General features: G+C 60.1%; 27 protein-coding genes. 12 read left to right on the forward strand and 15 right to left on the reverse strand.

All coding sequences use genetic code 11. The features are described 5' to 3' along the window. Positions 1–6 precede the first annotated feature (6 nt). Together ychF and EI291_RS09730 are read right to left on the reverse strand one after the other, a co-directional pair. Complete coding sequence (gene ychF / locus EI291_RS09725) at positions 7–1,104, reverse strand: redox-regulated ATPase YchF (protein WP_125419624.1); 1,098 nt, start codon at positions 1,102–1,104, stop codon at positions 7–9. 380 nt (positions 1,105–1,484) lie between these two features. After that, complete coding sequence (locus EI291_RS09730; protein WP_125419625.1) at positions 1,485–1,826, reverse strand: DUF3276 family protein; 342 nt, start codon at positions 1,824–1,826, stop codon at positions 1,485–1,487. A gap of 338 nt (positions 1,827–2,164) precedes the next feature. Here EI291_RS09730 and EI291_RS09735 point away from each other — a divergent pair, with 338 nt between their 5' ends. From EI291_RS09735 to EI291_RS09745, 3 genes are all read left to right on the forward strand, one after another. Continuing rightward, positions 2,165–3,088, forward strand: a complete 924-nt coding sequence (locus EI291_RS09735; RefSeq protein ID WP_125419626.1) for a DUF58 domain-containing protein — start codon at positions 2,165–2,167, stop codon at positions 3,086–3,088. Positions 3,089–3,245: 157 nt separating this feature from the next. Continuing rightward, positions 3,246–3,503: a hypothetical protein gene (locus tag EI291_RS09740; RefSeq protein WP_125419627.1), complete on the forward strand. Its 258-nt coding sequence runs from the start codon at positions 3,246–3,248 to the stop codon at positions 3,501–3,503. An 11-nt stretch (positions 3,504–3,514) separates the two neighbouring features. Next, a complete protein-coding gene (locus EI291_RS09745; RefSeq protein WP_125419628.1) occupies positions 3,515–3,724 on the forward strand; it encodes a hypothetical protein in 210 nt (69 codons plus the stop codon). 154 nt (positions 3,725–3,878) lie between these two features. On the opposite strand, the gene EI291_RS09750 is transcribed toward EI291_RS09745, so the two are convergent. The 5 genes from EI291_RS09750 to EI291_RS09770 all read right to left on the reverse strand — a co-directional run bounded on the left by EI291_RS09750 (position 3,879) and on the right by EI291_RS09770 (position 8,262). Beyond that, positions 3,879–4,529, reverse strand: a complete 651-nt coding sequence (locus tag EI291_RS09750; RefSeq protein WP_125419629.1) for a DNA-3-methyladenine glycosylase family protein — start codon at positions 4,527–4,529, stop codon at positions 3,879–3,881. A 12-nt stretch (positions 4,530–4,541) separates the two neighbouring features. Further along, positions 4,542–5,204, reverse strand: a complete 663-nt coding sequence (locus tag EI291_RS09755; RefSeq protein ID WP_125419630.1) for a metallophosphoesterase — start codon at positions 5,202–5,204, stop codon at positions 4,542–4,544. Then, positions 5,201–5,683: a GNAT family N-acetyltransferase gene (locus tag EI291_RS09760; protein ID WP_125419631.1), complete on the reverse strand. Its 483-nt coding sequence runs from the start codon at positions 5,681–5,683 to the stop codon at positions 5,201–5,203. Before EI291_RS09760 ends, EI291_RS09755 begins: the two co-directional genes overlap by 4 nt. Positions 5,684–5,772: 89 nt before the next feature. After that, positions 5,773–7,035 carry a cation:proton antiporter gene (locus EI291_RS09765; RefSeq protein ID WP_125419632.1) on the reverse strand — a complete coding sequence of 421 codons (1,263 nt, stop codon included), beginning with the start codon at positions 7,033–7,035 and terminating at the stop codon, positions 5,773–5,775. 201 nt (positions 7,036–7,236) lie between these two features. Next, a complete protein-coding gene (locus EI291_RS09770; RefSeq protein WP_125419633.1) occupies positions 7,237–8,262 on the reverse strand; it encodes a threonine aldolase family protein in 1,026 nt (341 codons plus the stop codon). Positions 8,263–8,361: 99 nt separating this feature from the next. Between EI291_RS09770 and EI291_RS22845 the strand changes: the two genes are divergently transcribed. Then, positions 8,362–8,532: a hypothetical protein gene (locus tag EI291_RS22845; RefSeq protein ID WP_170172588.1), complete on the forward strand. Its 171-nt coding sequence runs from the start codon at positions 8,362–8,364 to the stop codon at positions 8,530–8,532. Between the two features lie 321 nt (positions 8,533–8,853). Here EI291_RS22845 and EI291_RS09775 read toward each other — a convergent pair whose 3' ends face one another. Further along, entirely contained in the window at positions 8,854–9,348 is a 495-nt protein-coding gene (locus EI291_RS09775) for a metallophosphoesterase family protein (protein WP_125419634.1), read from the reverse strand. Positions 9,349–9,594: 246 nt separating this feature from the next. On the opposite strand from EI291_RS09775, the gene EI291_RS09780 reads away from it, so the two are divergent. Both EI291_RS09780 and EI291_RS09785 read left to right on the forward strand, forming a co-directional pair. Then, positions 9,595–10,296: an NUDIX hydrolase gene (locus EI291_RS09780; RefSeq protein WP_125419635.1), complete on the forward strand. Its 702-nt coding sequence runs from the start codon at positions 9,595–9,597 to the stop codon at positions 10,294–10,296. A 31-nt stretch (positions 10,297–10,327) separates the two neighbouring features. Beyond that, complete coding sequence (locus tag EI291_RS09785) at positions 10,328–10,810, forward strand: hypothetical protein (protein ID WP_125419636.1); 483 nt, start codon at positions 10,328–10,330, stop codon at positions 10,808–10,810. A gap of 97 nt (positions 10,811–10,907) precedes the next feature. Here the strand turns inward: EI291_RS09785 and coaD are convergent, their stop codons facing one another. The 4 genes from coaD to EI291_RS09805 form a co-directional block, all read right to left on the reverse strand. Next, on the reverse strand, positions 10,908–11,378 hold the full coding sequence (coaD, locus tag EI291_RS09790; protein ID WP_125419637.1) for a pantetheine-phosphate adenylyltransferase: 471 nt from the start codon (positions 11,376–11,378) through the stop codon (positions 10,908–10,910). 155 nt (positions 11,379–11,533) lie between these two features. After that, the gene (locus tag EI291_RS09795; RefSeq protein WP_125419638.1) at positions 11,534–12,418 is read right to left on the reverse strand and encodes a DUF3822 family protein; all 885 of its coding nucleotides are present in this window, start codon (positions 12,416–12,418) and stop codon (positions 11,534–11,536) included. An 89-nt stretch (positions 12,419–12,507) separates the two neighbouring features. Beyond that, positions 12,508–13,014 carry an NUDIX domain-containing protein gene (locus EI291_RS09800; RefSeq protein WP_125419639.1) on the reverse strand — a complete coding sequence of 169 codons (507 nt, stop codon included), beginning with the start codon at positions 13,012–13,014 and terminating at the stop codon, positions 12,508–12,510. 50 nt (positions 13,015–13,064) lie between these two features. Then, positions 13,065–13,679: a DUF4126 domain-containing protein gene (locus EI291_RS09805; RefSeq protein WP_125419640.1), complete on the reverse strand. Its 615-nt coding sequence runs from the start codon at positions 13,677–13,679 to the stop codon at positions 13,065–13,067. Positions 13,680–13,759: 80 nt separating this feature from the next. Between EI291_RS09805 and EI291_RS09810 the strand changes: the two genes are divergently transcribed. The 6 genes from EI291_RS09810 to EI291_RS09830 all read left to right on the forward strand — a co-directional run bounded on the left by EI291_RS09810 (position 13,760) and on the right by EI291_RS09830 (position 19,249). Further along, complete coding sequence (locus EI291_RS09810; protein WP_125419641.1) at positions 13,760–14,179, forward strand: PaaI family thioesterase; 420 nt, start codon at positions 13,760–13,762, stop codon at positions 14,177–14,179. An 84-nt stretch (positions 14,180–14,263) separates the two neighbouring features. Further along, positions 14,264–16,480, forward strand: a complete 2,217-nt coding sequence (locus EI291_RS09815) for an ATP-binding protein (RefSeq protein WP_125419642.1) — start codon at positions 14,264–14,266, stop codon at positions 16,478–16,480. A gap of 1 nt (position 16,481) precedes the next feature. Then, positions 16,482–16,889, forward strand: a complete 408-nt coding sequence (locus tag EI291_RS09820; protein ID WP_125419643.1) for a hypothetical protein — start codon at positions 16,482–16,484, stop codon at positions 16,887–16,889. Next, positions 16,890–17,030 carry a hypothetical protein gene (locus tag EI291_RS22850; protein WP_170172589.1) on the forward strand — a complete coding sequence of 47 codons (141 nt, stop codon included), beginning with the start codon at positions 16,890–16,892 and terminating at the stop codon, positions 17,028–17,030. Between the two features lie 64 nt (positions 17,031–17,094). Continuing rightward, positions 17,095–18,519 carry an ATP-dependent DNA helicase gene (locus EI291_RS09825; RefSeq protein WP_125419644.1) on the forward strand — a complete coding sequence of 475 codons (1,425 nt, stop codon included), beginning with the start codon at positions 17,095–17,097 and terminating at the stop codon, positions 18,517–18,519. Positions 18,520–18,709: 190 nt separating this feature from the next. Further along, positions 18,710–19,249: a DUF1573 domain-containing protein gene (locus tag EI291_RS09830; protein WP_125419645.1), complete on the forward strand. Its 540-nt coding sequence runs from the start codon at positions 18,710–18,712 to the stop codon at positions 19,247–19,249. 81 nt (positions 19,250–19,330) lie between these two features. Here EI291_RS09830 and EI291_RS09835 read toward each other — a convergent pair whose 3' ends face one another. From EI291_RS09835 to EI291_RS09845, 3 genes are all read right to left on the reverse strand, one after another. Then, positions 19,331–19,708 (reverse strand): DUF423 domain-containing protein, encoded by a 378-nt coding sequence (locus EI291_RS09835; protein ID WP_125419646.1) that lies wholly within the window; start codon positions 19,706–19,708, stop codon positions 19,331–19,333. Between the two features lie 113 nt (positions 19,709–19,821). Next, on the reverse strand, positions 19,822–20,487 hold the full coding sequence (locus EI291_RS09840; protein WP_125419647.1) for a YggS family pyridoxal phosphate-dependent enzyme: 666 nt from the start codon (positions 20,485–20,487) through the stop codon (positions 19,822–19,824). 11 nt (positions 20,488–20,498) lie between these two features. Then, the gene (locus EI291_RS09845; RefSeq protein ID WP_240635478.1) at positions 20,499–21,542 is read right to left on the reverse strand and encodes a vWA domain-containing protein; all 1,044 of its coding nucleotides are present in this window, start codon (positions 21,540–21,542) and stop codon (positions 20,499–20,501) included. Between the last annotated feature and the right edge of the window lie 17 nt (positions 21,543–21,559).

Raw genomic sequence — 21,559 nt, forward strand, 5'->3', positions numbered from 1 at the left:
GTTCAACTACACGTTGAAGCGGAAGTGCATGATGTCGCCGTCCTGCACCACGTACTCCTTGCCTTCCACGGCCATTTTGCCGGCTTCCTTGATTTTTACCTCGGTCTTGTACTCCTGGTAGTCAGCCAGCTTAATCACCTCGGCCCGGATGAAGCCCTTCTCGAAATCGGAGTGGATAACGCCGGCGGCCTGGGGCGCTTTGTCGCCCTTGTGGATGGTCCAGGCGCGTACTTCCTGCACCCCGGCCGTAAAGTAGGTAATCAGGTTGAGCAGGGAGTAGGAGGCGCGGATCAGGCGGTTCAGGCCCGATTCGGTGAGGCCGTACTCGGCCAGGAACATCTCCTTTTCCTCGGGGTCTTCCATCTCGGCAATCTGCGACTCGATGGCGGCCGATACCAGCACTACCTCAGCACCTTCCTGGGCTACGTGGGCCTGCAGCGCCTGGGTATGGGCGTTACCGGTGGTGGCGCTGGCCTCGTCCACGTTGGCCACGTAAATCACGGGCTTGATGGTGAGCAGCTGCAGATCGGCAATGGCTTCCAGCTCTTCGGGCGTGGCTTCCACGGCGCGGGCGTTCTGGCCGCCTTCGAGGGCTGCTTTGAACTTCTGCAGGGCAGCTACTTCCTTCTTGGCCACGGCGTCGCCGTTTTTGGCGGAGCGCTCCGACTTGGCCAGCTTCTTATCGATGCTCTCTAGGTCTTTGATCTGCAGCTCCGTGTCGATTACGTCCTTATCGAATACGGGATCTACGCTGCCGGCTACGTGTACGATGTTGGGGTCGTCGAAGCAGCGCGTTACGTGGATGATGGCATCTACTTCCCGGATGTTGGCCAGGAACTTGTTGCCCAGGCCTTCACCTTTGGAGGCCCCTTTCACCAGCCCGGCAATGTCTACAAACTCAATGATGGTGGGCAGCACGCGCTTGGGGTTCACCAGGGCTTCCAGAATCTGGAGGCGCTCATCGGGCACGGTAATCACGCCCACGTTCGGCTCGATGGTGCAGAACGGGTAGTTGGCCGATTCGGCCTTGGCGTTGGAAAGAGCGTTGAAAAGCGTGGATTTGCCCACGTTGGGCAGGCCCACGATACCGCAGCGGAGACCCATATGACGGTGAAGTAGTGAGTTAGTAAAATGGTGAATTGCCGTGCTAGCCGCGCAATTCGTGGCGCAAAGGTACGGGGCTTTTCCAAGGAAAGCACGGCTGACCGCCGGATGCCGCCGCTAAAGCCCCGGTTGCTGAACCGAACCCCACCCGGCCGTTGTTAGGTCGGCATGTGTCAACATCATTCTCCGGCCCGCAAGCTGCAGCGCATAGGGCTCTATTTGGCAGCGGGTGTGCTGCTCTTCCTGAGTCAGTATTACGCGCTATAGCCGGCCCAAAACCACGACGGCGCGCCTGGGCCAAAGCCGGGCGCGCCGTGCGGTGGGAAGCAAGAAAGCTCGGATACGTAGGACGTGTTTCGCTAGACTTCCGGGTTTTGGGGTTAGTAATTGTCGTCGGCGCGGTTGAAGTTGCCTTCCCGCTCGTCGTAGGCGGGGCGGGGGCGGTCCAGCTCAGCTACCTCTTCGGGAGTCAGTAGCTCCTCGCGTACGTAATCCACCGCATCCTGCAGGGCATCTACAAACTTGAGAAAATCTTCCTTGTAGAGGAAAATCTTGTGTTTCTCGTACGAAAAGGTGTCGTCGTCGCGCAGGCGGCGCTTGCTTTCCGTAATGGTCAGATAGTAGTCCTGGCCGCGGGTAGCTTTCACGTCGAAAAAGTACGTACGCTTACCGGCTTTAATGCGCTGGGAGTAAATTTCTTCCTGGTCGTGACGGTCTTCCACAGTTCCTTCTAGTAAAGTTTTGTTATTCCAAGATGGTTAAAGTTTAGCGCAAAATAGGCGGTTTCAGGGTGATATAAAAATTTTAAGGCCTGTATTTTCCTATTCCGGGACGAATATGGAAATAGTGTAGCAGAAACCAGTTATAAGTCGAAAAATTGTAAATCGACTTACTGGGTAAAGATGGTACTTAGAGTAGATTATATATATCGGATGGTAGATAGAAGAAGTTGAATAAATAGGAAAAAGGCTCTTGAATTTGCCTGGTTGAAGAATGCAGGCCGCCAGGGAGGCGGTAATTGCGTTGTATCTTGGAAGCGCCACCGCCGCTCATCCCCGCCATGCCGCAACCCCTGAACTTAGCTGCCGTCCGTTCCTTTGAAAATCTGGAGTTTCTGGCCCGCCAGCTGGTAGAAGGCTTCATCACGGGGCTGCACCAGTCGCCCTACCACGGGTTTTCGGTGGAGTTTTCGGAGCACCGCCTCTACAACCCCGGCGAGAGTACCCGCCACCTCGACTGGAAGGTGTTTGCCCGCACCGATAAGCTGTTTGTGAAGCGCTACGAGGAGGAAACCAACCTGCGCTGCCACCTGCTGCTCGACGTGAGCCCTAGCATGTACTACCCGGCCCCGGGCTACGACAAGCTGCGGTTTTCGGTGCTGTGCGCGGCGGCCCTCACCACCCTGCTGCAAAAGCAGCGCGACGCGGTGGGCCTGGTTACCTTCGCCAACGAGGTGGAACTGCAGACGCCGGTACGCTCCACCAGCACCCACCGCCACACCCTGCTGCTCACGCTACAGCAGCTCCTGGAGCGGGCCCCCGCGCCCGGCCGGGCGGGTACCAACGTGGCCGGCGTCATCCACACCATTGCCCAGCAAATCCCGAAACGCTCGTTGGTAGTGCTGTTTTCCGACATGCTGGGCCGCGCTCCTGCGGAGCAGACCGAAACCCTGGCTGCGCTGCAGCACCTGCGCCACCAGCACCACGAGGTGCTGCTGTTTCACGTGATGGACCGCACCACCGAGGCCGATTTCAACTTCCAGGACCGGCCCTATCTGTTTGAGGACCTGGAAACCGGGCAGAAGGTGAAGCTGCAGCCTAGTCAGGTCCGGGAGCAATATCAGGCCACCATGCGGCAGTATGAGCACGAACTGGCCTTACGCTGCGGGCAGTACAAAATAGACTTCGTGCCGGTAGACATCCGGGAGCCGTTCGATAAGGTGCTGTATGCCTACCTGGTAAAGCGCGGCAAGGTGCGGGGCTGAGCCATTGCCCACCGGCCGTGTAGTGTAGAGACGCAACATCTTGCGTCTCGTCGTTGCTGATGTTACTTCGTTGAACGGCCCAACGTCGGTCGTTCAACGACGAGACGCAAGATGTTGCGTCTCTACACCTAAGCATGAAAGCTTGATTTTCTGAACGATGACATTTTGGTTTTGCCGCGTGTGCGGCCTGGATTACGACGAGTCGCCTTGGGGAGCCGACGACCGGCAGCCTAATTTCAGCACTTGCGGCTGCTGCGGCGTTACCTTTGGCTTCGACGACGCGACGCCCGCGGCGGCCCGGCAGTTTCGGGCGCAGTGGCTGGCCGCCGGGGCCGCCTGGTTTTACCCGCGCCAGCGCCCGGCCGGCTGGGAGCCCGCCCCGCAGCTGGCCCAGCTCGACCCGCTTTACCGCTAACTTTTGCCCGCATGGATTTTTCTGACCTGCTGTTTTTGTTGATTATGGTCTGCCCGCTGTCGGCGCTGATGACGGTGTACATTGCCCACATGTACGGCCGCCGATTCTGGCCCTGGCTGCTGTTCGGGTTCTGCGTGCCGCTGCTGTCCACGTTTGTGGCCATCGGGCTGGGTATCCGCGACGCCCGCCGGCGCGAGGCCAATGGCGAGAGGAACGACTAGCGTAGGCAAGCGGAAAGGCTAAGTAGAACGTCATGCTGAGCTTGCCGAAGCATCTCTACCGCTTCGTTGGATTACTACTGCAACGAAGCGGTAGAGATGCTTCGGCAAGCTCAGCATGACAGGAAATACGTTGTCATAAAATCTAAGGCATGCCCTAAGCCGGTTCAGGAGAAGGCGGAGTATCCGGCGTGTTGTCTAACGATTGCCAGAGGTACTTGCTGGCTAGGGTGCGGTAGGGCCGCCAGGGTTCGGCCAGCTCCGTCATCCGTTTCAGCAGGGCGCGGCCGGTTTCGGTGAGGCCATAGTGGCGGCGCATGGCGTTCTGAATGCCTAGGTCGCCTTCCGGGAATACGTCGGGCTGGTCGAGGGCGAACATTTGGAGCATCTGGGCCGTCCAGCGGCCCACGCCTTTAATCTGGGTGAGGTGGCGGGTGAACTCGTCGTCGGAAAGCTGGCTGAGGTGGGCGTGGTCGAGTTGGTCGCGCTGGGCAAATTCGGCAATGGCGCGCAGGTAGCCCGCCTTCTGCCGCGAGATACCCGCGGCGCGCAGCTCCTCCTCCGTAAGCTGGAGCAGGGCGGCCGGCTCGGGGTAGCCATCGGGCAGAAACAGGGCCTGCACCTTGCGCCAGATGGCGGCCGCAGCCTTGGTGGAAATCTGCTGACCTACAATGGCGCGCAGCAGGGCCAGATACAGATCTTCATGAGCCGCCGGCTGAATGGGATGACCCTGGGCAATCAGGCGAGCCAGTACGGGGTCGGCGGCGGCGAGGTGGCGTAAAGCGGCGGACTCGGGCGAAGTACTCATGTGCAGAAAGGGCTAAACCAGCGCAATATCGAGGCGGGACGTGGGAACCGAAAATTCGGCCAGCAGCTCGCCGGTGGGGGAGAAGCGCACGGCCGTCAGGCACTGGCCGGTGTAGGCACCCGTATCCAGGTACACTGTGTTGCTGGTGGGGTCGAAGAGCGTCTGGCCATCGGGCGTAGGCGTGTGGCCCACTACTTGCCGCTGGGTTGACTGACGGTGCAGCGGGCCGCGCCGCCAGAGCACGCCCTGGGGGTTGTCGGGGTCGAGGGGCGTGGGCGTATTGGCAAAGCCGGCGTGGCTGATGAGCAGGTGCTCGTTTTGCCAGCACAACGGCCGCTGGGCCAGCCAGGCTAGGTGCTCGCGCAGTAGCTGGGGGCGGCCCCGGTACTGATCCACTGTGGCGCGGCCGCCCCATTCCAGCCAGGGCGGGTTGGGGCCGCTGGGGCCGAAGTGGCGCAGCATCTCGTGCTCGTGGTTGCCTTTGAGCCACACGGTGCGGCCGGGGTGGGCGGCTTCCAGCTCACGAGCCAGCTGCACGCACTCCGGCGCGAAGCGGCCCCGGTCCACCAAGTCCCCCACCTGCACCAGCAGCTCGGTGGCGGGCTGCCAGTGCGTGAGCAGCTCCCGCAGCGTGTGGTAGCAGCCGTGCACGTCGCCTAGTACGAACAGGTTCATCGGGTAGCGGCCAGCGGTTCGTACTGCAACCGGCACAGGTCGAGGTCCGGAGCCCAGTAATCGGGCTGGGTTTCCAGCAGCCGGAAGCCTAGTTTCTGGTAGAAACCGGCGGTGAGCTGGGAAGTTTCGACCTGCACGGGCTGGTGCGGAAACAGGCGGGCGGCTTCCTGCAGCCGGAACTCGGTGAGCAGCCGGCCCAGGCCCTGGCCGTGGCGGCCGGCGTGCACCAGGTCCCAGGTCAGGTCCACCTGGTCGTCGTCGAGGGCGTAGCCGGCAGCAGCTACTACGGTGCCGGTTGGGTCTTCCTCCGCGGCTTCATCCGGCGTTTCCACGGCCACAAAGTAGGGCAGGCCGGTGCGCAGGTAGCGCAGCAGGTCGGCTTCCTCCGGGGCCGTGAAGTAGCGGGGCACGTTCGAGTGAAACAGGGCCAGCACGGCCGCTTCGTGGGTGGCCGCGTGGTAGGGTAGCAGGTGGAGCATAGCAAATACGGAAAGTGGACCGAAGCCCGGAGCTACCGGAGTTGCCGGAGCGGGAACGTCCGGTGGCTCCGACGGTCTGTAACGGAAAACTAGTGCCCCGGGTCTGGCTCCGGACTACTCAGGCCCAGCCGCTTCACCAGCGGCCCGATGGTTAGGCCCTGCACGATGATACTGAAAATGACTACCACGTAGGTAATGCCAACTATCAAGTCGCGGGGCATGGAATCGGGCAGGGAAAGGGCCAGCGCCACCGAAATGCCCCCGCGCAGGCCACCCCAGGTGAGCACCCGCAGCGTGGGCCGGTCAAAGTGGTAGTAGCGGCGCAGCACGCTCAGGGGCAACGCCACCGATACCAGCCGGGCCACCAGCGTGATGCCAATTGCCAGGGTGCCCACCAGCAGCACCGTGCGGTTGATGTCGAGCACCAGCATTTCCAGCCCGATGAGCACGAACAGCACCGCGTTCAGAATCTCATCCAGAATTTCCCAGAATTTATCCAGGTACTCGCGGGTGAGGTCCGACATGCCCAGGCTGCGGCCCTTGTCGCCCACAATCAGGCCGGCCACCACAATAGCCAGCGGCCCCGAGGTGTGCAGGGCCGCGGCCAGTGCCGTGCCGCCCATCACCAAAGCCAGGGTAATGAGTACTTCCACTTGGTAATGGTCGATGGTGCGAAGGGCCCAGAAGGCGGCGTAGCCCAACGCCACGCCCAGCGCAATGCCGCCCACGGCCTCGCGCAGAAACAGCTCGCCGATAACGGCAGCCGTGGCCCGCTCGGCCCCGAACTCGGCAATCTGAAACAAGCTCACGAACACCACCACCGCAATACCGTCGTTGAACAAGGACTCGCCCACGATTTTTATTTCGAGGCTTTTGTCGATGCGGGCTTCCTTAAGAATGCCCAGCACGGCAATGGGGTCGGTGGGCGAAATCAGCGCCCCAAACAGCAGGCAGTAGATAAAATCGACGGGCTGGTAGAGCAGCGGCAGCACCACGTACACGGCCGTGGCCACGATGATGGTGGAAAGCAGCGTGCCCACCGTGGCCATGGCGGCCACGGCCCCTCGCTCGCGGCCCAGGGTGCGCACATCCACGTGAATGGCCCCCGCAAACAGCAGAAAGCTCAGCATCACCTGCATCAGAATAGTGTGGAAATCAATGCCGCGCACCAGTTTGCTGGCGGTAAGTACCCATGGCACCCCCAATCGGCCCAGCCCAATGGCTAATAGCGAGGAAACCAGCGCCAGCACCATCAGCCCGATGGTGGACGGTAGCCGCAAAAAACGGTGGTTGATGTAGCCAAAGGCAGCGGCCAGCACCAGTAGTAGGGCCAAGGTATTGTATAGCTCCATTCGATCAGCAGAACAGCAAAAGGTATAGTACCCAGACGTAAGGATGAGCGGCTTCGTTGGAAAAAACTAGGAAGTCGGGGCCGGGTGGATCAGGGACAATGCTTTGTCATCCTGAGCGGAGCGAAGGACCTTATCGCATAGTAACTACTCGTTACAACGTGATAAGGTCCTTCGCTCCGCTCAGGATGACAAAGCATCGGCTTATAGCGCTGCCAGGGCCTCTTCGATGCGCGTGAGCATGGCGTCGTCCACGTCGAGGTGGGTGACGAAGCGGATCATCTGGGGGCCGAACGAGGACGCCTTGATGCCGTGCTGCTCCAGGTGGGCCAGGAAACCGTCGGCGGGCGTGGTGTCGTGGAGGCGGAAGATGACCAGGTTGGTTTCCACGGGCAGCACCTCGGCCACGTAGGGACGGGATGCCAGGGCGGTGCCCAGCTGCCGGGCGCGGCGGTGGTCGTCGGCCAGCCGGTCCACGTGGTGGTGCAGGGCGTAGAGACCGGCGGCGGCCAGGTAGCCGGCCTGACGCATGCCCCCGCCCATCACCTTGCGGATGCGCTTGGTTTTCTGGATAAACGTTTGGCTGCCCAGCAGTACCGAGCCCACCGGCGCGCCCAGCCCCTTGCTCAGGCACACCGAAACGGTATCGAATAGGCGGCCGTACTCGCGGGCATCCTGGCCGGTCGCCACCAACGCGTTGAAGATGCGGGCCCCATCCAGGTGCAGCGGAATCCGGTGGCGCTGGGCTACCTCAGCAATGGCCCCGATTTCAGCCAGCTCGTAGCAGCTGCCGCCGCCGCGGTTATGGGTGTTTTCGAGGCTGATGAGGCTAGTGGTAGGGTAGTGCACGTTCTGGGGCCGGATGGCGGCTTCCACCTGCGCGGCCGTAAGGCGGCCCCGGTTGCCGGGCAACAGCGCCACCGAGGCCCCCGAGTGGAAGGCAATGCCGCCCACTTCCCAGAGGTAAATGTGCGAAGTCTGCTCGCAGATAACCTCGCTCAGCGGCTCGGTGTGGGCCTTGATGGCAATCTGGTTGGTCATGGTGCCGCTGGGGCAGAACAGGCCGGCCTCCAGCCCGAACCGGTCGGCGGCTTCCTGTTCCAGGGCGCGCACTGTCGGGTCTTCTTCGTACACGTCGTCGCCCACGCGGGCCTGAAACATGGCCTCCAGCATGGCCGGAGTGGGGCGCGTCACGGTATCTGAGCGCAGGTCGATTACGGAGGTAGTCATAGAAGTTGGCAAGGGAAAAGTGGGAAAGGTTTCCCGGTGTCAAATTTAGTCGTTACTTTTGCCCCTCATTTACAGAAAGACTTTAACCGACCCGGAAAAATGAGCGTTACCCGTCTGAAGCGGAAGCACCGCAAGAACATTGCCCGCGCTAACAACAAGCAGCGCATCATCAAGCAACTGCTCCTCACCCCCGTTCTGAAGAACGTGGACCTCGAAGAGCTGAAGTCGCGCTTCAACAAGAGCGACGCCAAAGCTGAAGCCGCTGCCTAAGCGCGTTTCCCGCTGACTTGCCCGTCCCGGTGTCGGTGGGTTTTAAGTCAGAACTTCCAAAAGAGCTTTCCCGCCCCCGGGAAAGCTCTTTTTTTGTGCTGATTGGGCTGTATGTAGGAAACATGCCGTCATTGCGAGGCCGGAGGCCGAAGCAATCCGTCCTATTCAAGGTGACAAGCCTCAAAGAAGCAGAAAGCCCCTGACTTCTGCACGGACGCCAAGAGCTTTTGAGTAGGTCAATGTTTTGCGCCCGGAAAAGGACGGATTGCTTCGACACTGGCTTGATGCGCCACATGCTCGCAATGACGGACGCTCACTCGCTCACTTCGGCCCCAACTCCACGGCTTGCAGGTTCTGCACGCGGCCATCGGCGACGTCGAAGCGGAGCAGGGTGCGCACTTTGTGGAAGCCGTGGCGGCCGGCGGCACCAGGGTTGAGGTGCAGCAGCCCCAGGCGCGGGTCGGGCATGACTTTAAGAATGTGGGAGTGGCCGCTGATGAACAGGCCCGGCCGCCGCTCCTGCACCAGGGCCCGGCCGGCGGGGCTGTAGTGGCCCGGGTAGCCGCCAATATGCGTGATGAGCACGCGCAGGCCCTCCAACTCGAAATCCTGTACCAGCGGCTGGGTCAGGCGCACGTCGCGGCCGTCGATGTTGCCGTACACGCCCCGCAGCGGAGCCACGGTTTCCAGCGCATCAATCACTTCGGCCGTGCCGAAGTCGCCGGCGTGCCAGATTTCGTCGCAGCCCTGCAAATGGTGCAGAATCCGGTCATCGAGGTAGCTGTGGGTATCCGATAGCAGGCCGATTTTTTTCATGCGGCGAAGGTAGTGGCCGGTGGTTGAACATCGGTGCCAGCGGCGGTAGGGGCCTTCTTCAATAGTTAATGACGGTTCTTATCGGCTAACCAGTACGCGGTTACCTTGTGGCGGAGCATGGGGTAGCAACTGAACCGCGCGCATCCCGTATCTTGCCCGGCCCCCGGTCTTTCGATTCCGGAGAAATATGCTGTGTTTTGCAGCACCCCGCCCGTAGTCCCTTTTTGCCCTCCAGATTACCCCGCGATGAACGTCTTCATCAACGATATTCCGCTGATTATCAAAAAGAACAGCGAGAAAATATTTAAGCACAAATACGACCTGATTCTGAATCCGGAGGATGAGTTCATCTCCAAGGATTTGGTTGGGGATGTGCTGGTACGCGACGTAACCGACGTATTCGTGGATCGGCTGTTGCGCCTGATGGAGGTGAAAAAGCTCAAGAAGCTGACTTCCTTGACCCTACTGGCCCGCAAGAAAAAGCGCCTGATCCTGCATCTGAAAGATCAGTTTAAAATTGTGAAAGCTGCCGGCGGCCTGGTGGTGAAGGATGGTCAGGTGCTGATGATTTTCCGGCTGGGCAAGTGGGATTTGCCGAAAGGCAAGCTCAAAAAGGAGGAAGACCCCGCCCTGGGTGCTCTGCGGGAAGTGGAGGAGGAGTGCAATATTCAGATAGAGCTAGGCGAAAAGCTGCCTAGTACCTGGCATTCGTACGCCTACAACGGCAACAAAATCCTGAAAAAAACAAACTGGTATATCATGCGCTGCCTTGATGACTCCCTGATGAAGCCCCAGGCCGAGGAGTACATTGAGGAGGTACGCTGGATGTCGCCCCAGGAGGCGCTGAAGGTGCTCGATGAGTCGTACGCCAGCATTGCCCTGGTAGTGCGGCACTATCTGCGCGAAATTGCCGGGCAGGCCCCGGCCAGTCAGGAATCCACTAAATAAGTTTTCTGTTCCCTTTCACGTTTCATCGTTTATGCGTCTGTTTCGCTACTTCTCCGTTGTGCTGTTGGTATCAGGCGTAGCCGCCTGCAGTGGTTCACAGTCAGCCTCCGAGTCCACGAGCCCGGTATCGGGTAGCGTGGAGGCGTCGCGCGCAGCGGCCGTGGACGTGCCTACGCTGGTGGGCCGCAACATCGACCAGGTCCGCCGGACGCTGGGGCCGCCCCGCGAAACCAAGGATCAGAAAATAGGCCTGGAACCCACCTCGGAACAGATGAAATCCACGCACGGCGAAGACTGGATTAACACCTTCGAGCGAAACGGGACAACCGTAGTGGCGACTTTCAATGCCCGCACCCGCAAAGTGCGCGACCTGGTGGTAGTGGGTTCCGATGAGGATGAACTGCTGCGTAACGCCAACCTGAGTCTCACGGCTCCCGGCTACATGGTACTGCCGGTGGCTAACCCAAAAAACAACCGGGAAATTGTGGGCATGCGCGTAGTTGCCCGGAAATAGAGATGGTTAAATGCTGAAAAAGTGTGGCTGCAGGGCTGAATGGCCTGTAGTCACGCTTTTTCTGTTTCCTGCCAGACCGGAGGAAGTCTCCCTGATTCTATAGGGGCTCCGGGGCCGGGAGGGCGAAGGGAACGAAATCATTCACGTTGCCCCCGAAGCGGTGAATTTCGCGGATGATGGTGCTGCTGATGGCGGCCAGAGTTGGGGAAGTAATCAGAAACACGGTTTCCAACTCGGGGTTCACGTGGCGGTTGGCTTGGGCAATGGTGTTTTCGTACTCAAAATCGGTGGTGTTGCGCAGGCCCCGCAGCAGAAACCGGGCGCCCACTTCGCGGGCAAAATCGGCGGTGAGGCCTTTGTAGGCCTGCACTGTCACCCGGGGATCATCCCGGAACACGTCCTCAATCATCTGCACCATCAGCTCCACAGGCAGGTAGCGCTGCTTGCTGCTATTGTTGCCGATGGCAATAATCACCTGATTAAACAGCTCCGTGCCCCGACGGACCACGTCCAGATGCCCGTTCGTGAAAGGGTCGAAGGAGCCGGGAAACAGGGCAATGCGCTTCATGTATAGAGATGAATGAAGAGTTATGAGAGATGAAAGAGTGGAGCTACAGTGGCTGTGGCCTGCTGGGCAGCGGATAAAGTCGGCTATTCAAACTTGTTAGCAACGCAGATGTATGGAGGTGGGCAATTCAGCTCTCATGCCTCAACTCTCATAATTTACTCGCACAGGTGCAGTGCGTACAGCTCAAAATAGCGGTACTCGAACAGGTCGTTGAGGCGGTAGCTGTAGCCCAGATCGAAGGGGCGGTTGCCGAAGCGCAGGTTGCGGATGTACTTGCGCAGAATGGTAAACAGCTCCGAGTCGTGCATCAGGTCGCCCCACACTACTACCAGGTCCTGGTCGGGGTTGAGCTGCAACTCCTGCATCACGAGAATGGTGTAGTAAATCAGGTCCTCGGGGGTGCTGAACGGAAAAATGTTCAGAAACTCCGGCTGCTTGCCCCGAAGCGCCAGAATGGTCACCTCCTGATGACCGATGCTGAGGTACACCCGCCGGGCCGTGCCCTGCTCACTCTGGTGCGTGACGCCCTGGAGCAGGGCGCTGGACTGATGCACTAGCCGGCCGCTGGGATACTGGCGCTCAAACCAGGAGCTGAGACGGGCATCGGCGGCAAACAGGCTGGTGATATCCAGGCTGGGGTGGGTGTAGGAATGAACTGTTTCCTGCTGGGGCCGGAGGGCATGATGCAGACGCAGGTACGCCGTTTCGTCGCCGGGGCGGAACAGGGGGGCTGGCAGCAGCGTGAAGGCCCGGTTCTGCACCGCCAGTCGCACGCGGTTCCAGCCGGAAAGACTGAGCAGGTCGTGCTGGTCGGCTACGAGGGCGTGGAGCTGGGCCGAGAGGGAGGCATCGGCTTCGGGAGTAGCGTACTCATCCAAGGCCACGAACTTATTGCGGCGCACATCGGCTACACCCAGGCGCAGGCCGGCCGGGCCGGCCGTGAGGTACAGGTTGTAAGCCGCCGGGTTATCCAGGTCCAGCGTTTCATCGCGCAGGCGGTGCAGGGCAACCGGAGGCACAGTAACAGTGGCAGTGGACATAAGCAGCAACAGCAAAAAGGCGGAAAGGAATTCGGAAGCGGGAAGCGCGGAAACGGGTCATCCCAGCCGCTAAAGGTACGAAAGCCCGCCTACTGAAACCGAACCTGCGGAATGAATACGTCGTCGGTGCTGATGATGTCGCGCAGGACGGGGTGCACCTGGGTTGGCAGCAGCCGGCCCAGATCCCGCGGCTTCACAAATTCCAGGTGCGTGAGCAGCTGCGCATCGGGGCCGTGCTCCGGGTCGTGGCCCAGGCGCGGGGTGGCAGTAGCAGGGGTGGGCTGTACTTCAAAAAACAGCTCCAGCGCCTGCAGACCAGGCCCGCTGAACTCATGCAGATGCAGGAAGCGGCCCGTTTTCACCGTCAGGCCGGTTTCTTCTGCAAACTCGCGCTCCAGGCACTGCTGCAGGGTTTCGCCAAACTGCCACCCCCCGCCCGGCGGCGACCAGAAGGGTAGGTTATTGGGCAGCAGGCCCCGGTGCGCGGTGAGCAGCAGGGCCCCAGCCTGCACCAGCAGGCCGCACACCCGCACGCGGGCCACCCCGGCGTATGCCTGCAGAAGCGGGTCTGAAACAGAAGGGTTGGAGGAAGGCATAAGTGAAAATCGTCTGGGGCCAAAGCTACAAGCTTCCCCTCAAACGCACCTTAGCCCGGTGTAGTACCGAGACTGGCCAGATGAGCCTGGCGCCGGGCGGCCCGGCGCTGCCGCCAGCGCCGTAGCCGGCTCAGTACCCACAGTACAGTGCCAATGGCCAGGGCCGCAACCAGTACCGGCACTAGCAGGCCCAGCACCGAGCCCACAATGGCCAGCAGGTTTTCCAGCGTAGCCAGCACCGGGTTGCCCAGGCCCGCCGTGGTAGCCGTGGAGCCCGCCCGTAGCAGAGACGTACCCGTCTGGATGATGCCGGCCGTGCCGCCGCCTACCAGAATGCCCAGCCCCCAGCGCAGCATCGGCGGCATATCGGGCAGGGCAGAGGTCATCAGGATGGTGCCGGCAATAAAGGAGGCCGGCCCGGTAATAGTGTCCAGTACGTTATCAATCACCGGGATATAATAGCCCAGAATCTCGGCCACCGTTGCCGTACCCAATGCCGCCACCGCTGGCCACGTACCCAGCCAGGAAAACCCTGGGGCCGGTGTGATGTAGCCGGTGCGGTAAGCCAGGGAGGCCGCCAGCAATGGCACAAATACCCGAAACCCACTGCACGCGGCCAGCGCCAGGCCCAGGGCGCCCGCCAGCAGAAAATCAAGGTGTTCCATAAGATCAGGAGTGTTGGCAGAAACTACGCGGCACCTTCCGATAGGGGGCTACTCGCTAAAATATACAACTTTGCGGCCCTATGACCACTGACTCGCTTGAAACCCGCATCCGCCGCAAGCTTACCCGCCAGCATTTCATGCACCACATCGGGGCCGACCTCACCTCTATTACCGAAGGCCGGGTAGAAGCTGAACTGCAACTAGAGCACCAGCACCAGCAACACAGCGGCTTCGCGCACGGCGGCCTAGTGGCTACTATGGCCGATCTGGTGGCCGGGTTTGCAGCCGTTACGCTGGTGCCGGAGGGTACGGGTGTGGTTACCGTGGAGCTCAAAACCAGCTACCTGCATCCGGGGGTAGGGCAGCGGCTGCGGGCCGTGGGCTGGGTGTTGAAAGCAGGCCGCCGCCTGCATTTCTGCGAGGCGGAAGTGTGGTGTGATACTCTGCTGATTGCCAAAGCCACGGCCACTATGGCCGTGTTGGAGCCCACCGTCGGGTGATTTAACAGGCAGGCACCGGAGTTTGCCGATTTATTCTCACCTTGAAACTACAGAACGGCTTTCCGCCGGCTCCCGCTACCTGTTATGAAATGGATTATTACGCTGCTGCTGCTGCTGCTGACCGGTCCTTTGCTGGCCCAGCAGCAGTATTGGAATGCCGACTATGATTCCCTGTACTACTCGCTGAAACAGCAGCCGACGGATACCGCCCGCGTCCGGACGCTGGTGCATCTGTTGCGCATCACTGAGCTGTCGGAGCCCAGCCGCCGGGCCCAGGCCACGGAGCTGGTAGCGGAATTGCTGCGCCTGAATACCCATACGCAGCAGCTGCATACCGCTGCCCCATACCAGGAGCTGCAGGCCGGCCTGCGGCTATGGCAGCGCGAACAGTATTCGGGGGCACTGGCAGCCATGCAGCAGGCAATTGAGCTGTTTGATGAAGCCGGTCAGCCAATACCAGCCCTGCTGATTGATCTGGCCCCCATTTACAACAAGCTGCGGGACTCCAATAAGCGCTTCGCCTACTTCAGCCGTAAGCTGCAGCAATACCGGGTGCATGGCCCTGTGGAGAATGAAGCGGCCTGTTACCTCGTGCTGGGGGGCACGTACCGGCACCGGGGCGACTACAATCAGGCCATCAGCCACTACCTGCACGCCGCCGATTTGCTGCAGCACTTCAACCGCCGCCTCTTCAGCAACGAGCTGATGGTGGCCGGCAGTACCTATGCCGAGTGGGGCAACCCCCAAAAGGCGTTGTATTATCTGCAGCAGGCTTCTCTCTGGAATGATAAATCGAAAATAGCCGGGCTGCAGCGTTTTTACTCTGAACACGCCGTTGCCAACCTCTACCTGCAGCAGCGGAACCTGCCGGCCGCTGCCCGCTTTATCCGGAAGGCCCTGCAAACTGCCCGGGCCGACTCATTGAACTCCGGCATCTATACTGCTTACGCACTGGTCCTGCAGAGTCAGCTGCTGATAGCCCGGGGACAAGCGGCGGCAGCGCTGCCACTGCTGAACCGGGTCCAGCACTTGTCTGATTCCCTGCAGATGGACATTACCGGCCGGCCCGGTGAGTTTGCGCTGGATGCTACTTGGGCTAATTACTACACTGCCCGGGCCAACTACGCGCAGGCTGAAAAACACTGGCAGAAAGCCTATGCCCTGGCTACGGCGGCCAATTTCCAGATGCTGCGCCCCAAGTATCTGCGGGAGCTGGTACGGTTTGAGGCGGCGCACGGTACGCCCGCCAAAGCCCAGCAGTATAGCCTGGTTTACCTTGCCCTGCAGGATACGCTGAACAAGATGCAGGGCGGCAACCTGCTGGCGCAGTACGAAGGCGAGCGGGTAGAGCAAAAGCAAAATGAGCAGATTATCCGGCTGCGGCAGGAAAAGGAGTTGCAGACCCTACGGCTCCGGCAGCGCAACCAGCTGTTGGCAGTGGCCTTGGCGGCGCTGGTACTCATTTCGGCACTGGGTATGATGGTGTACCGGCAGTTGCAAATCAACCGCCGTACCCTGGCCCAGCTCCGCCAGACCCAAAACCAGCTGGTACAGTCCGAAAAATGGGCGTTTGTGGGCGAGGTGTCGGCTGGTATTGCCCACGAGCTACAGAATCCGCTCAACTTCATGAAGCGGTTTGCGGAGGTAAGCACTACGCTTGTCGACAATATGGACCACCAGCCCGATAAGCCGGGGCTGGAACATGAAATCCTGCTGGGCCTGCGCCAGAACCTGCAGGAAATCAGCCAGCACGGCATGCGGGCTTCGGCCATCATCAAGGATATGCTGGAGCACGCCCGCACCGGTACGGGCCAGCGCGCTACCACCGACCTCAACGCCCTGGTGCTGGAGTACCTGCACCTGGCCCGCCAGAGCCAGGAGTTGCAGGAGTCGGCAGCCGTGGTAGGCGTGGAAACCAACCTGGCCCCCGACCTGCCCGCCGTGCCCGTGGTACCGCCCGATATGGGCCGGGTACTGCTGAACCTGTTCACCAACGCCTTCTATGCTGTTACGCAGCGCCAACGCTCCGGCGAGGCCAATTACGCCCCCCAGGTGCGCGTGGATAGCCGCCTGCTGCCCGGCGCGGTGCAGTTGCGCGTGTCGGATAACGGTACCGGTATGCCCGAGGAAGTGCGCCGTAAGGTGTTTGAGGCGTTTTTCACCACCAAACCCTTAGGCGAGGGCACCGGCCTGGGCCTGTCCCTGTCGCACGACATTGTAAAGGGCCACGGCGGTACCATCAGTGTCGAATCGGCGGAAGGCCGGGGCACCGAGTTTACTATCACGCTGCCGGTAACATAGCATGCCGCCAGATGCCAACTACTACATCAGTTGGTGCCGCTGGCAGGGGCAGGATTGGTATTCGCTGTGGTGGACTGCTGAGGAAGCCGACGGGCTATGGGCCAATGAAGCCGGGCGGGTGCCCCGATATACTTCACCGGCTGGAGTGCGGCAGTTAGCTGATTGTCTGGGTGTGCAATTGGTGCCGGAAGAGCCATTGCTGCAAAAAATGGATGATGTCTTCAACTGGCTAAGCCACCCGGCAAAGAATCCGCTAAAGGAGACTCTGACGGTGTGGAATATGTTCGATGACTTGAGCAGTGGCATTGACAAGCCGTTTCTGGGGAACCAAGAAGGTACAATTCGGAATAGAGTATTCGATAAGCTGTATCTGAACGACGGTATCATTCAGCTTAACCAGAAAGGGTAGATGGATTTTCGCGGGCCGCATACGCACCCGTGGAAGCCCCGGTGGCGTCGGCAGGAGTTGAAGGTGCTACGGCGGATTCTGCTGCAGGGCTTTCGGTTGTGGGAGCGGTACACGTACGCCGTGCCCGTCACTGCTGAATAAAAACAGTCCGGACTTATTGGGAGCCTAAACCGGCGTAGCTTTGTTGTAGCCGAATATCCCGCTTATGCTCTCCCTTCGAACTCCCTCCGTCCGCGACCATTTTCCCTACGAGCCCACCCAGGACCAGGCCACACTGTTCAAGCAGCTGGATAAATTTTTGGGTGATGCGCTGCCGGGGCGGAAGGCGTTTGTGCTGCGCGGCTATGCCGGTACCGGCAAAACCACCGTGGTCAGCGCCCTGGTACAGTGGCTGCACCAGATGGGCCGCAAATACGTGCTGATGGCCCCCACCGGCCGGGCCGCCAAAGTGATGAGCACCTACTCGGGTGTGGCCGCCAGCACCATCCACAAGAAAATTTACCGCCAAACCAGCGGCTCGCCGGCTCAGGGTCTGTCGTTTCAGCGCCAGCCCAACCGCGCCCAGGACACGCTGTTCATCGTGGATGAGGCGTCCATGATTTCCGACGAAAAGGCTTTCGGGGAAAACGGCCTGCTCGATGATTTGATGAACTATGTGTTCGAGAAGCCTTCGAACCGGCTGCTGCTTATCGGCGACACGGCCCAGCTGCCGCCGGTGGGCCAGCTGCTCAGCCCCGCGCTGGATGCCGAGCTGCTGCGCGGCCGTTTCCGGGCCGATGTAGCCTCGGTGGAGCTGCGCCAGGTAATGCGCCAGGCTGAGTCATCGGGCATTTTGATGAATGCCACCGTGCTGCGCGAGGAACTGCGGGAAGAGCATCCGCACATTCAGTTTTTCACCAAAGGCTACCCCGATATTTTCTCGATGGGCGGCGACAAGCTGGAGGACGGTCTGCGCTGGGCCTACAAAAACTTCGGCCACGAAAACAGCACCATCATCTGCCGCTCCAACAAGAACGCCAACCAGTACAACCAGTACATCCGGCGCATCCTGTTTGAGGCCGAAGACGAAATAGAGTCGGGCGACTACCTGATGGTAGTGCGCAACAACTACTACTGGCTTCCCAAAGACTCTGAAATCGGGTTTTTGGCCAACGGCGACTTTGTGCAGGTGGTGAAAATTCTGCGCACCACCGAGGAGTTCGGGTTCCGCTTCGCCGATGCCCGCGTGCGGCTGGTGGACTATCCCGACGAACCCGACATGGAGATAAAGCTGCTGCTGGACACGCTGCACACCGAAAGCCCCGCCCTGCCTGCCGACCGGAATAAAGCCCTCTATGATGCCATCAGCGAGGATTATGCCCACCTGCAAACCAAGAAAGACCGGACCGCCGCCCTGCGCAAAGACCCCTATCTGAATGCGCTGCAGGTGAAGTTTGCCTATGCCCTTACCTGCCACAAAGCCCAGGGCGGCCAATGGCAGGCCGTGTTTGTAGACCACGGCTTTCTGAAGGAAGACATGGTCAACTCCGAGTTTGCCCGCTGGCTCTATACCGCCGTTACCCGTTCCTCCGAAAAACTGTTCCTGCTCAACTTCAACAAGAATTTGATTGGCGACGAGGCTGAGGATTAAAACTAAGCTGGTATTCCGACCAGTGAGAGGAAGGATAGTTTCGGTGAAGAACAGAACCCAAACAGACTGCTCTGGTGTTGTACTTCACGCGGGCTTCACCTGCCTGGGTGAAAACTGGCACGTAACTTGGCTGGGCGGCTGAAACGCCTAATTTTGCTTACCTTCCAAACGCATTTTACGCATTCATCCTATGAAAAAAGCGCTTATTCTGGCCCTTTCGCTGTCGGTGATGGGCCTGGCGGCTCAGGCCCAAACGGCCGCCGTACAACCGGCCAACGCCCAAACCAAAGTAGCCGGCCCGCAAATCCAGTTTGAGGAAATGAAGTATGACTTCGGTTCTGTACATACTGGTGATGTAGTGGAGCATACCTTCAAATTCAAGAACGTAGGCACTCAGCCGCTCATCATTTCCAACATTGGCGTAAGCTGCGGCTGCACCACCCCGGAATGGACGCGCGACCCGGTGATGCCCGGTAAATCCGGCACCATCACGGCCAAATTCAACTCGTCCGGCAAGTTCGGGATGCAGAACAAGGTGCTGACCGTGGAATCGAACTCTATAGGCGGCAACGCCATGGTTTCTCTGGTGGGTGACGTGAAAGAGGCCGGCGCTACCGTATCGGCTGCTCCGGCTCCCGCCACTACCGATGTAGCCACCGATGCCAAAGACGCCAAGCAGAAAGTGAAAGCCGGCGACAATAAAATCAAGGCCAAGAAGAAGGCTTTCTAGTATCAGTTGCCTTTCAGACGCACAAAAAAAGCGGCTTACCAGTTCTGGCAAGCCGCTTTTTTATGTAGCAGAAGTTTAGCTCTATAACTGCCGCGCCGCCAGCAGCAGCACAATCCAGCCGGCAATAAACAGCACCCCGCCGATGGGCGTAACGGCCCCCAGCTTGGTGATGCCCGTGAGGCACAACACGTATAGCGAGCCGCTGAAAATGAGAATACCGCCCAGCCACAGCCAGGCCACCGTGCCCAGGCTCCGCAATTCCGGTTTTATATACCACAGCACGCCCACGGCCAACAGGGCCAGCGTATGGAAAAACTGGTAGCGTACGGCCGTTTCAAAGGTTTCGAAGCGGCCAGCGGCCTCCAGCATCTTGCGCAGTCCGTGCGCGGCAAAGGCCCCGATGCCTACGCTGAGGGCACCTAACAACGCAGCCAGTTGAATAATGAGTCGTGCAGTCATGTGTGTGTCGTTGTTGGTTTTTCGTTGCTCGTTGTCAGGTGTTCGTTGCTGGGGCAAAAGCAATAGGAGTCCTGCCCCTGATAACTGACAACCAGCAACTGACAACTAAGAATTTATCTGGCTCCAAAAATAGCGCTGCCTACCCGGATAAGCGTGCTGCCTTCGCGCAGGGCCAGCGGGAAATCGGAGCTCATGCCCATCGATACTTCCCGGAAGGCTTCATCATCAGCAAAATAGAGGGCTTTCAGCTTGTCGAAATAGCCGCGCAGCGTCCGGAATTCGCGGCGCAGCTGGTCTTCATCGGTGGTGAAGGTGGCCACGCCCATTATCCCCGTGAGGCGCACGTGGCGCAGGCTGCGGAACTCTTCGGAACGCAGTATTTCCTCCGCTTCGGGCAGCGAGAGGCCAGTTTTGGTTTCCTCATCGGCAATATGAAACTGCAGCAGCCCCTCAATTACGCGGTTGTGCTTGGCGGCCTGTCGCTCAATTTCCAGCAGCAGCTTCAGGCTGTCAATGCTCTGGATGGTATGCACGAACGGGGCAATGTACTTCACCTTGTTGGTCTGCAGATGCCCAATGAGGTGCCACTCCACGTCGGCGGGCAGCTCGGGCTGCTTGGCCGTCATTTCCTGCACCCGGTTTTCGCCAAACAGGCGGACTCCGGTATCGTAGGCTTCCTGCAGGCGCTCCACGGGGTGCGTTTTGGTGACGACCACCAGCCGGGCATTGGTGCCGGTGAGCTGTTGTTGAATACGGTGCAGGTTATCGGCAATGGACATATGAAACGGTGTTAATCTTCCAGCGCATTTGTGAGGAAGGTGTTTTTCAGGGCCAGCCACAGCAGCCACAGCCCCACGCACCAGAACAGATAAGTACGGTAATAGTCCTGGGTATTGCGGTAGCGGGTCTGCTTGATTTCGGACTTCTCGTAGCGGTTGATCTGGCTGAAAATCTGGCGCAGGCCGGCGTTGTCGGTAGCCCGGAAGAAACGACCCTCACCGGCCTGGGCCAGCTGGCGCATGGTGGTTTCGTCGAGGCGGGTATCCACGTAGCGGGGCCGGCCCGCCGCATCGGTGCCGTAGGGCACAATGCCATCCTGCCCCAGCCCAATGGTGTACAGTTTTAGCCCGTAGGCGTGGGCCAGCTGCGCCGAGGTAAGCGGGTCGAGGGAGCCGGCTGTGTTTTCACCATCTGAAATCAGGATGCACACTTTGGTGCGGGAACGGGAGTCGCGCAGGCGGTTGGTGGCTACGCCCAGGGCGGTGCCAATGGCCGTACCATCGTTCGGAATCATCCCCAAGCGCAGGCTCTGCAGGTCGTCGCGCAGCAGGTCGTAGTCGGTAGTGAGTGGGGCCAGTGAGTAGGCGTCGCCGGCAAACACCACCAGCCCGATCCGGTCACCCTGGCGGCCATCAATAAATTCCCGGGCCACGCGTTTGGCCGCCTCCAGCCGGTTAGGGCGCAGGTCCTGCAGCTCCATCGACCCCGATACGTCAACGACCAGCAGAATATCAATGCCTTCCCCGGTTTGCACCACCCGCTCATCGGTGCGCTGGGGGCGGGCTAGGGCCACAATACCAAAGCACAAACTCAGGGCCAGCATCACATCGGGCACAAACCGCAGCAGGGTGCTCCAGTCGCGGGGCAACTGCCCGGCCACGAAGGCCACGCCCAGCCGGGAGCGACGACGGCGGGCTAGTATCCAGCGCACTACAAACAGCAGGGGCACCAGCGGCATCAGCAGCAACAGGCGCGGCTGCTCCCAGCTATAGCTGGCCAGCGTGCTGTAGCGCACACTATCCAGCAGGGAGGTCAGAGCATCGGGCCAGGGCATGAACGGCAGAAAGGTGA

Origin of the sequence: Hymenobacter rigui (genome assembly GCF_003944715.1) — a bacterium.
GTDB classification, from domain to species: domain Bacteria; phylum Bacteroidota; class Bacteroidia; order Cytophagales; family Hymenobacteraceae; genus Hymenobacter; species Hymenobacter rigui.

What these genes read in the sequence shown, in the direction of transcription:
- ychF (WP_125419624.1), bottom strand. Translation starts at nt 1,104, where the DNA reads ATGGGTCTCCGCTGCGGTATCGTGGGCCTGCCCAACGTGGGCAAATCC.
- EI291_RS09735 (WP_125419626.1), top strand. Translation starts at nt 2,165, where the DNA reads ATGCCGCAACCCCTGAACTTAGCTGCCGTCCGTTCCTTTGAAAATCTG.
- EI291_RS09740 (WP_125419627.1), top strand. Translation starts at nt 3,246, where the DNA reads ATGACATTTTGGTTTTGCCGCGTGTGCGGCCTGGATTACGACGAGTCG.
- EI291_RS09745 (WP_125419628.1), top strand. Translation starts at nt 3,515, where the DNA reads ATGGATTTTTCTGACCTGCTGTTTTTGTTGATTATGGTCTGCCCGCTG.
- EI291_RS09750 (WP_125419629.1), bottom strand. Translation starts at nt 4,529, where the DNA reads ATGAGTACTTCGCCCGAGTCCGCCGCTTTACGCCACCTCGCCGCCGCC.
- EI291_RS09755 (WP_125419630.1), bottom strand. Translation starts at nt 5,204, where the DNA reads ATGAACCTGTTCGTACTAGGCGACGTGCACGGCTGCTACCACACGCTG.
- EI291_RS09760 (WP_125419631.1), bottom strand. Translation starts at nt 5,683, where the DNA reads ATGCTCCACCTGCTACCCTACCACGCGGCCACCCACGAAGCGGCCGTG.
- EI291_RS09765 (WP_125419632.1), bottom strand. Translation starts at nt 7,035, where the DNA reads ATGGAGCTATACAATACCTTGGCCCTACTACTGGTGCTGGCCGCTGCC.
- EI291_RS09770 (WP_125419633.1), bottom strand. Translation starts at nt 8,262, where the DNA reads ATGACTACCTCCGTAATCGACCTGCGCTCAGATACCGTGACGCGCCCC.
- EI291_RS22845 (WP_170172588.1), top strand. Translation starts at nt 8,362, where the DNA reads ATGAGCGTTACCCGTCTGAAGCGGAAGCACCGCAAGAACATTGCCCGC.
- EI291_RS09775 (WP_125419634.1), bottom strand. Translation starts at nt 9,348, where the DNA reads ATGAAAAAAATCGGCCTGCTATCGGATACCCACAGCTACCTCGATGAC.
- EI291_RS09780 (WP_125419635.1), top strand. Translation starts at nt 9,595, where the DNA reads ATGAACGTCTTCATCAACGATATTCCGCTGATTATCAAAAAGAACAGC.
- EI291_RS09785 (WP_125419636.1), top strand. Translation starts at nt 10,328, where the DNA reads ATGCGTCTGTTTCGCTACTTCTCCGTTGTGCTGTTGGTATCAGGCGTA.
- coaD (WP_125419637.1), bottom strand. Translation starts at nt 11,378, where the DNA reads ATGAAGCGCATTGCCCTGTTTCCCGGCTCCTTCGACCCTTTCACGAAC.
- EI291_RS09795 (WP_125419638.1), bottom strand. Translation starts at nt 12,418, where the DNA reads ATGTCCACTGCCACTGTTACTGTGCCTCCGGTTGCCCTGCACCGCCTG.
- EI291_RS09800 (WP_125419639.1), bottom strand. Translation starts at nt 13,014, where the DNA reads ATGCCTTCCTCCAACCCTTCTGTTTCAGACCCGCTTCTGCAGGCATAC.
- EI291_RS09805 (WP_125419640.1), bottom strand. Translation starts at nt 13,679, where the DNA reads ATGGAACACCTTGATTTTCTGCTGGCGGGCGCCCTGGGCCTGGCGCTG.
- EI291_RS09810 (WP_125419641.1), top strand. Translation starts at nt 13,760, where the DNA reads ATGACCACTGACTCGCTTGAAACCCGCATCCGCCGCAAGCTTACCCGC.
- EI291_RS09815 (WP_125419642.1), top strand. Translation starts at nt 14,264, where the DNA reads ATGAAATGGATTATTACGCTGCTGCTGCTGCTGCTGACCGGTCCTTTG.
- EI291_RS09820 (WP_125419643.1), top strand. Translation starts at nt 16,482, where the DNA reads ATGCCGCCAGATGCCAACTACTACATCAGTTGGTGCCGCTGGCAGGGG.
- EI291_RS22850 (WP_170172589.1), top strand. Translation starts at nt 16,890, where the DNA reads ATGGATTTTCGCGGGCCGCATACGCACCCGTGGAAGCCCCGGTGGCGT.
- EI291_RS09825 (WP_125419644.1), top strand. Translation starts at nt 17,095, where the DNA reads ATGCTCTCCCTTCGAACTCCCTCCGTCCGCGACCATTTTCCCTACGAG.
- EI291_RS09830 (WP_125419645.1), top strand. Translation starts at nt 18,710, where the DNA reads ATGAAAAAAGCGCTTATTCTGGCCCTTTCGCTGTCGGTGATGGGCCTG.
- EI291_RS09835 (WP_125419646.1), bottom strand. Translation starts at nt 19,708, where the DNA reads ATGACTGCACGACTCATTATTCAACTGGCTGCGTTGTTAGGTGCCCTC.
- EI291_RS09840 (WP_125419647.1), bottom strand. Translation starts at nt 20,487, where the DNA reads ATGTCCATTGCCGATAACCTGCACCGTATTCAACAACAGCTCACCGGC.
- EI291_RS09845 (WP_240635478.1), bottom strand. Translation starts at nt 21,542, where the DNA reads ATGCCCTGGCCCGATGCTCTGACCTCCCTGCTGGATAGTGTGCGCTAC.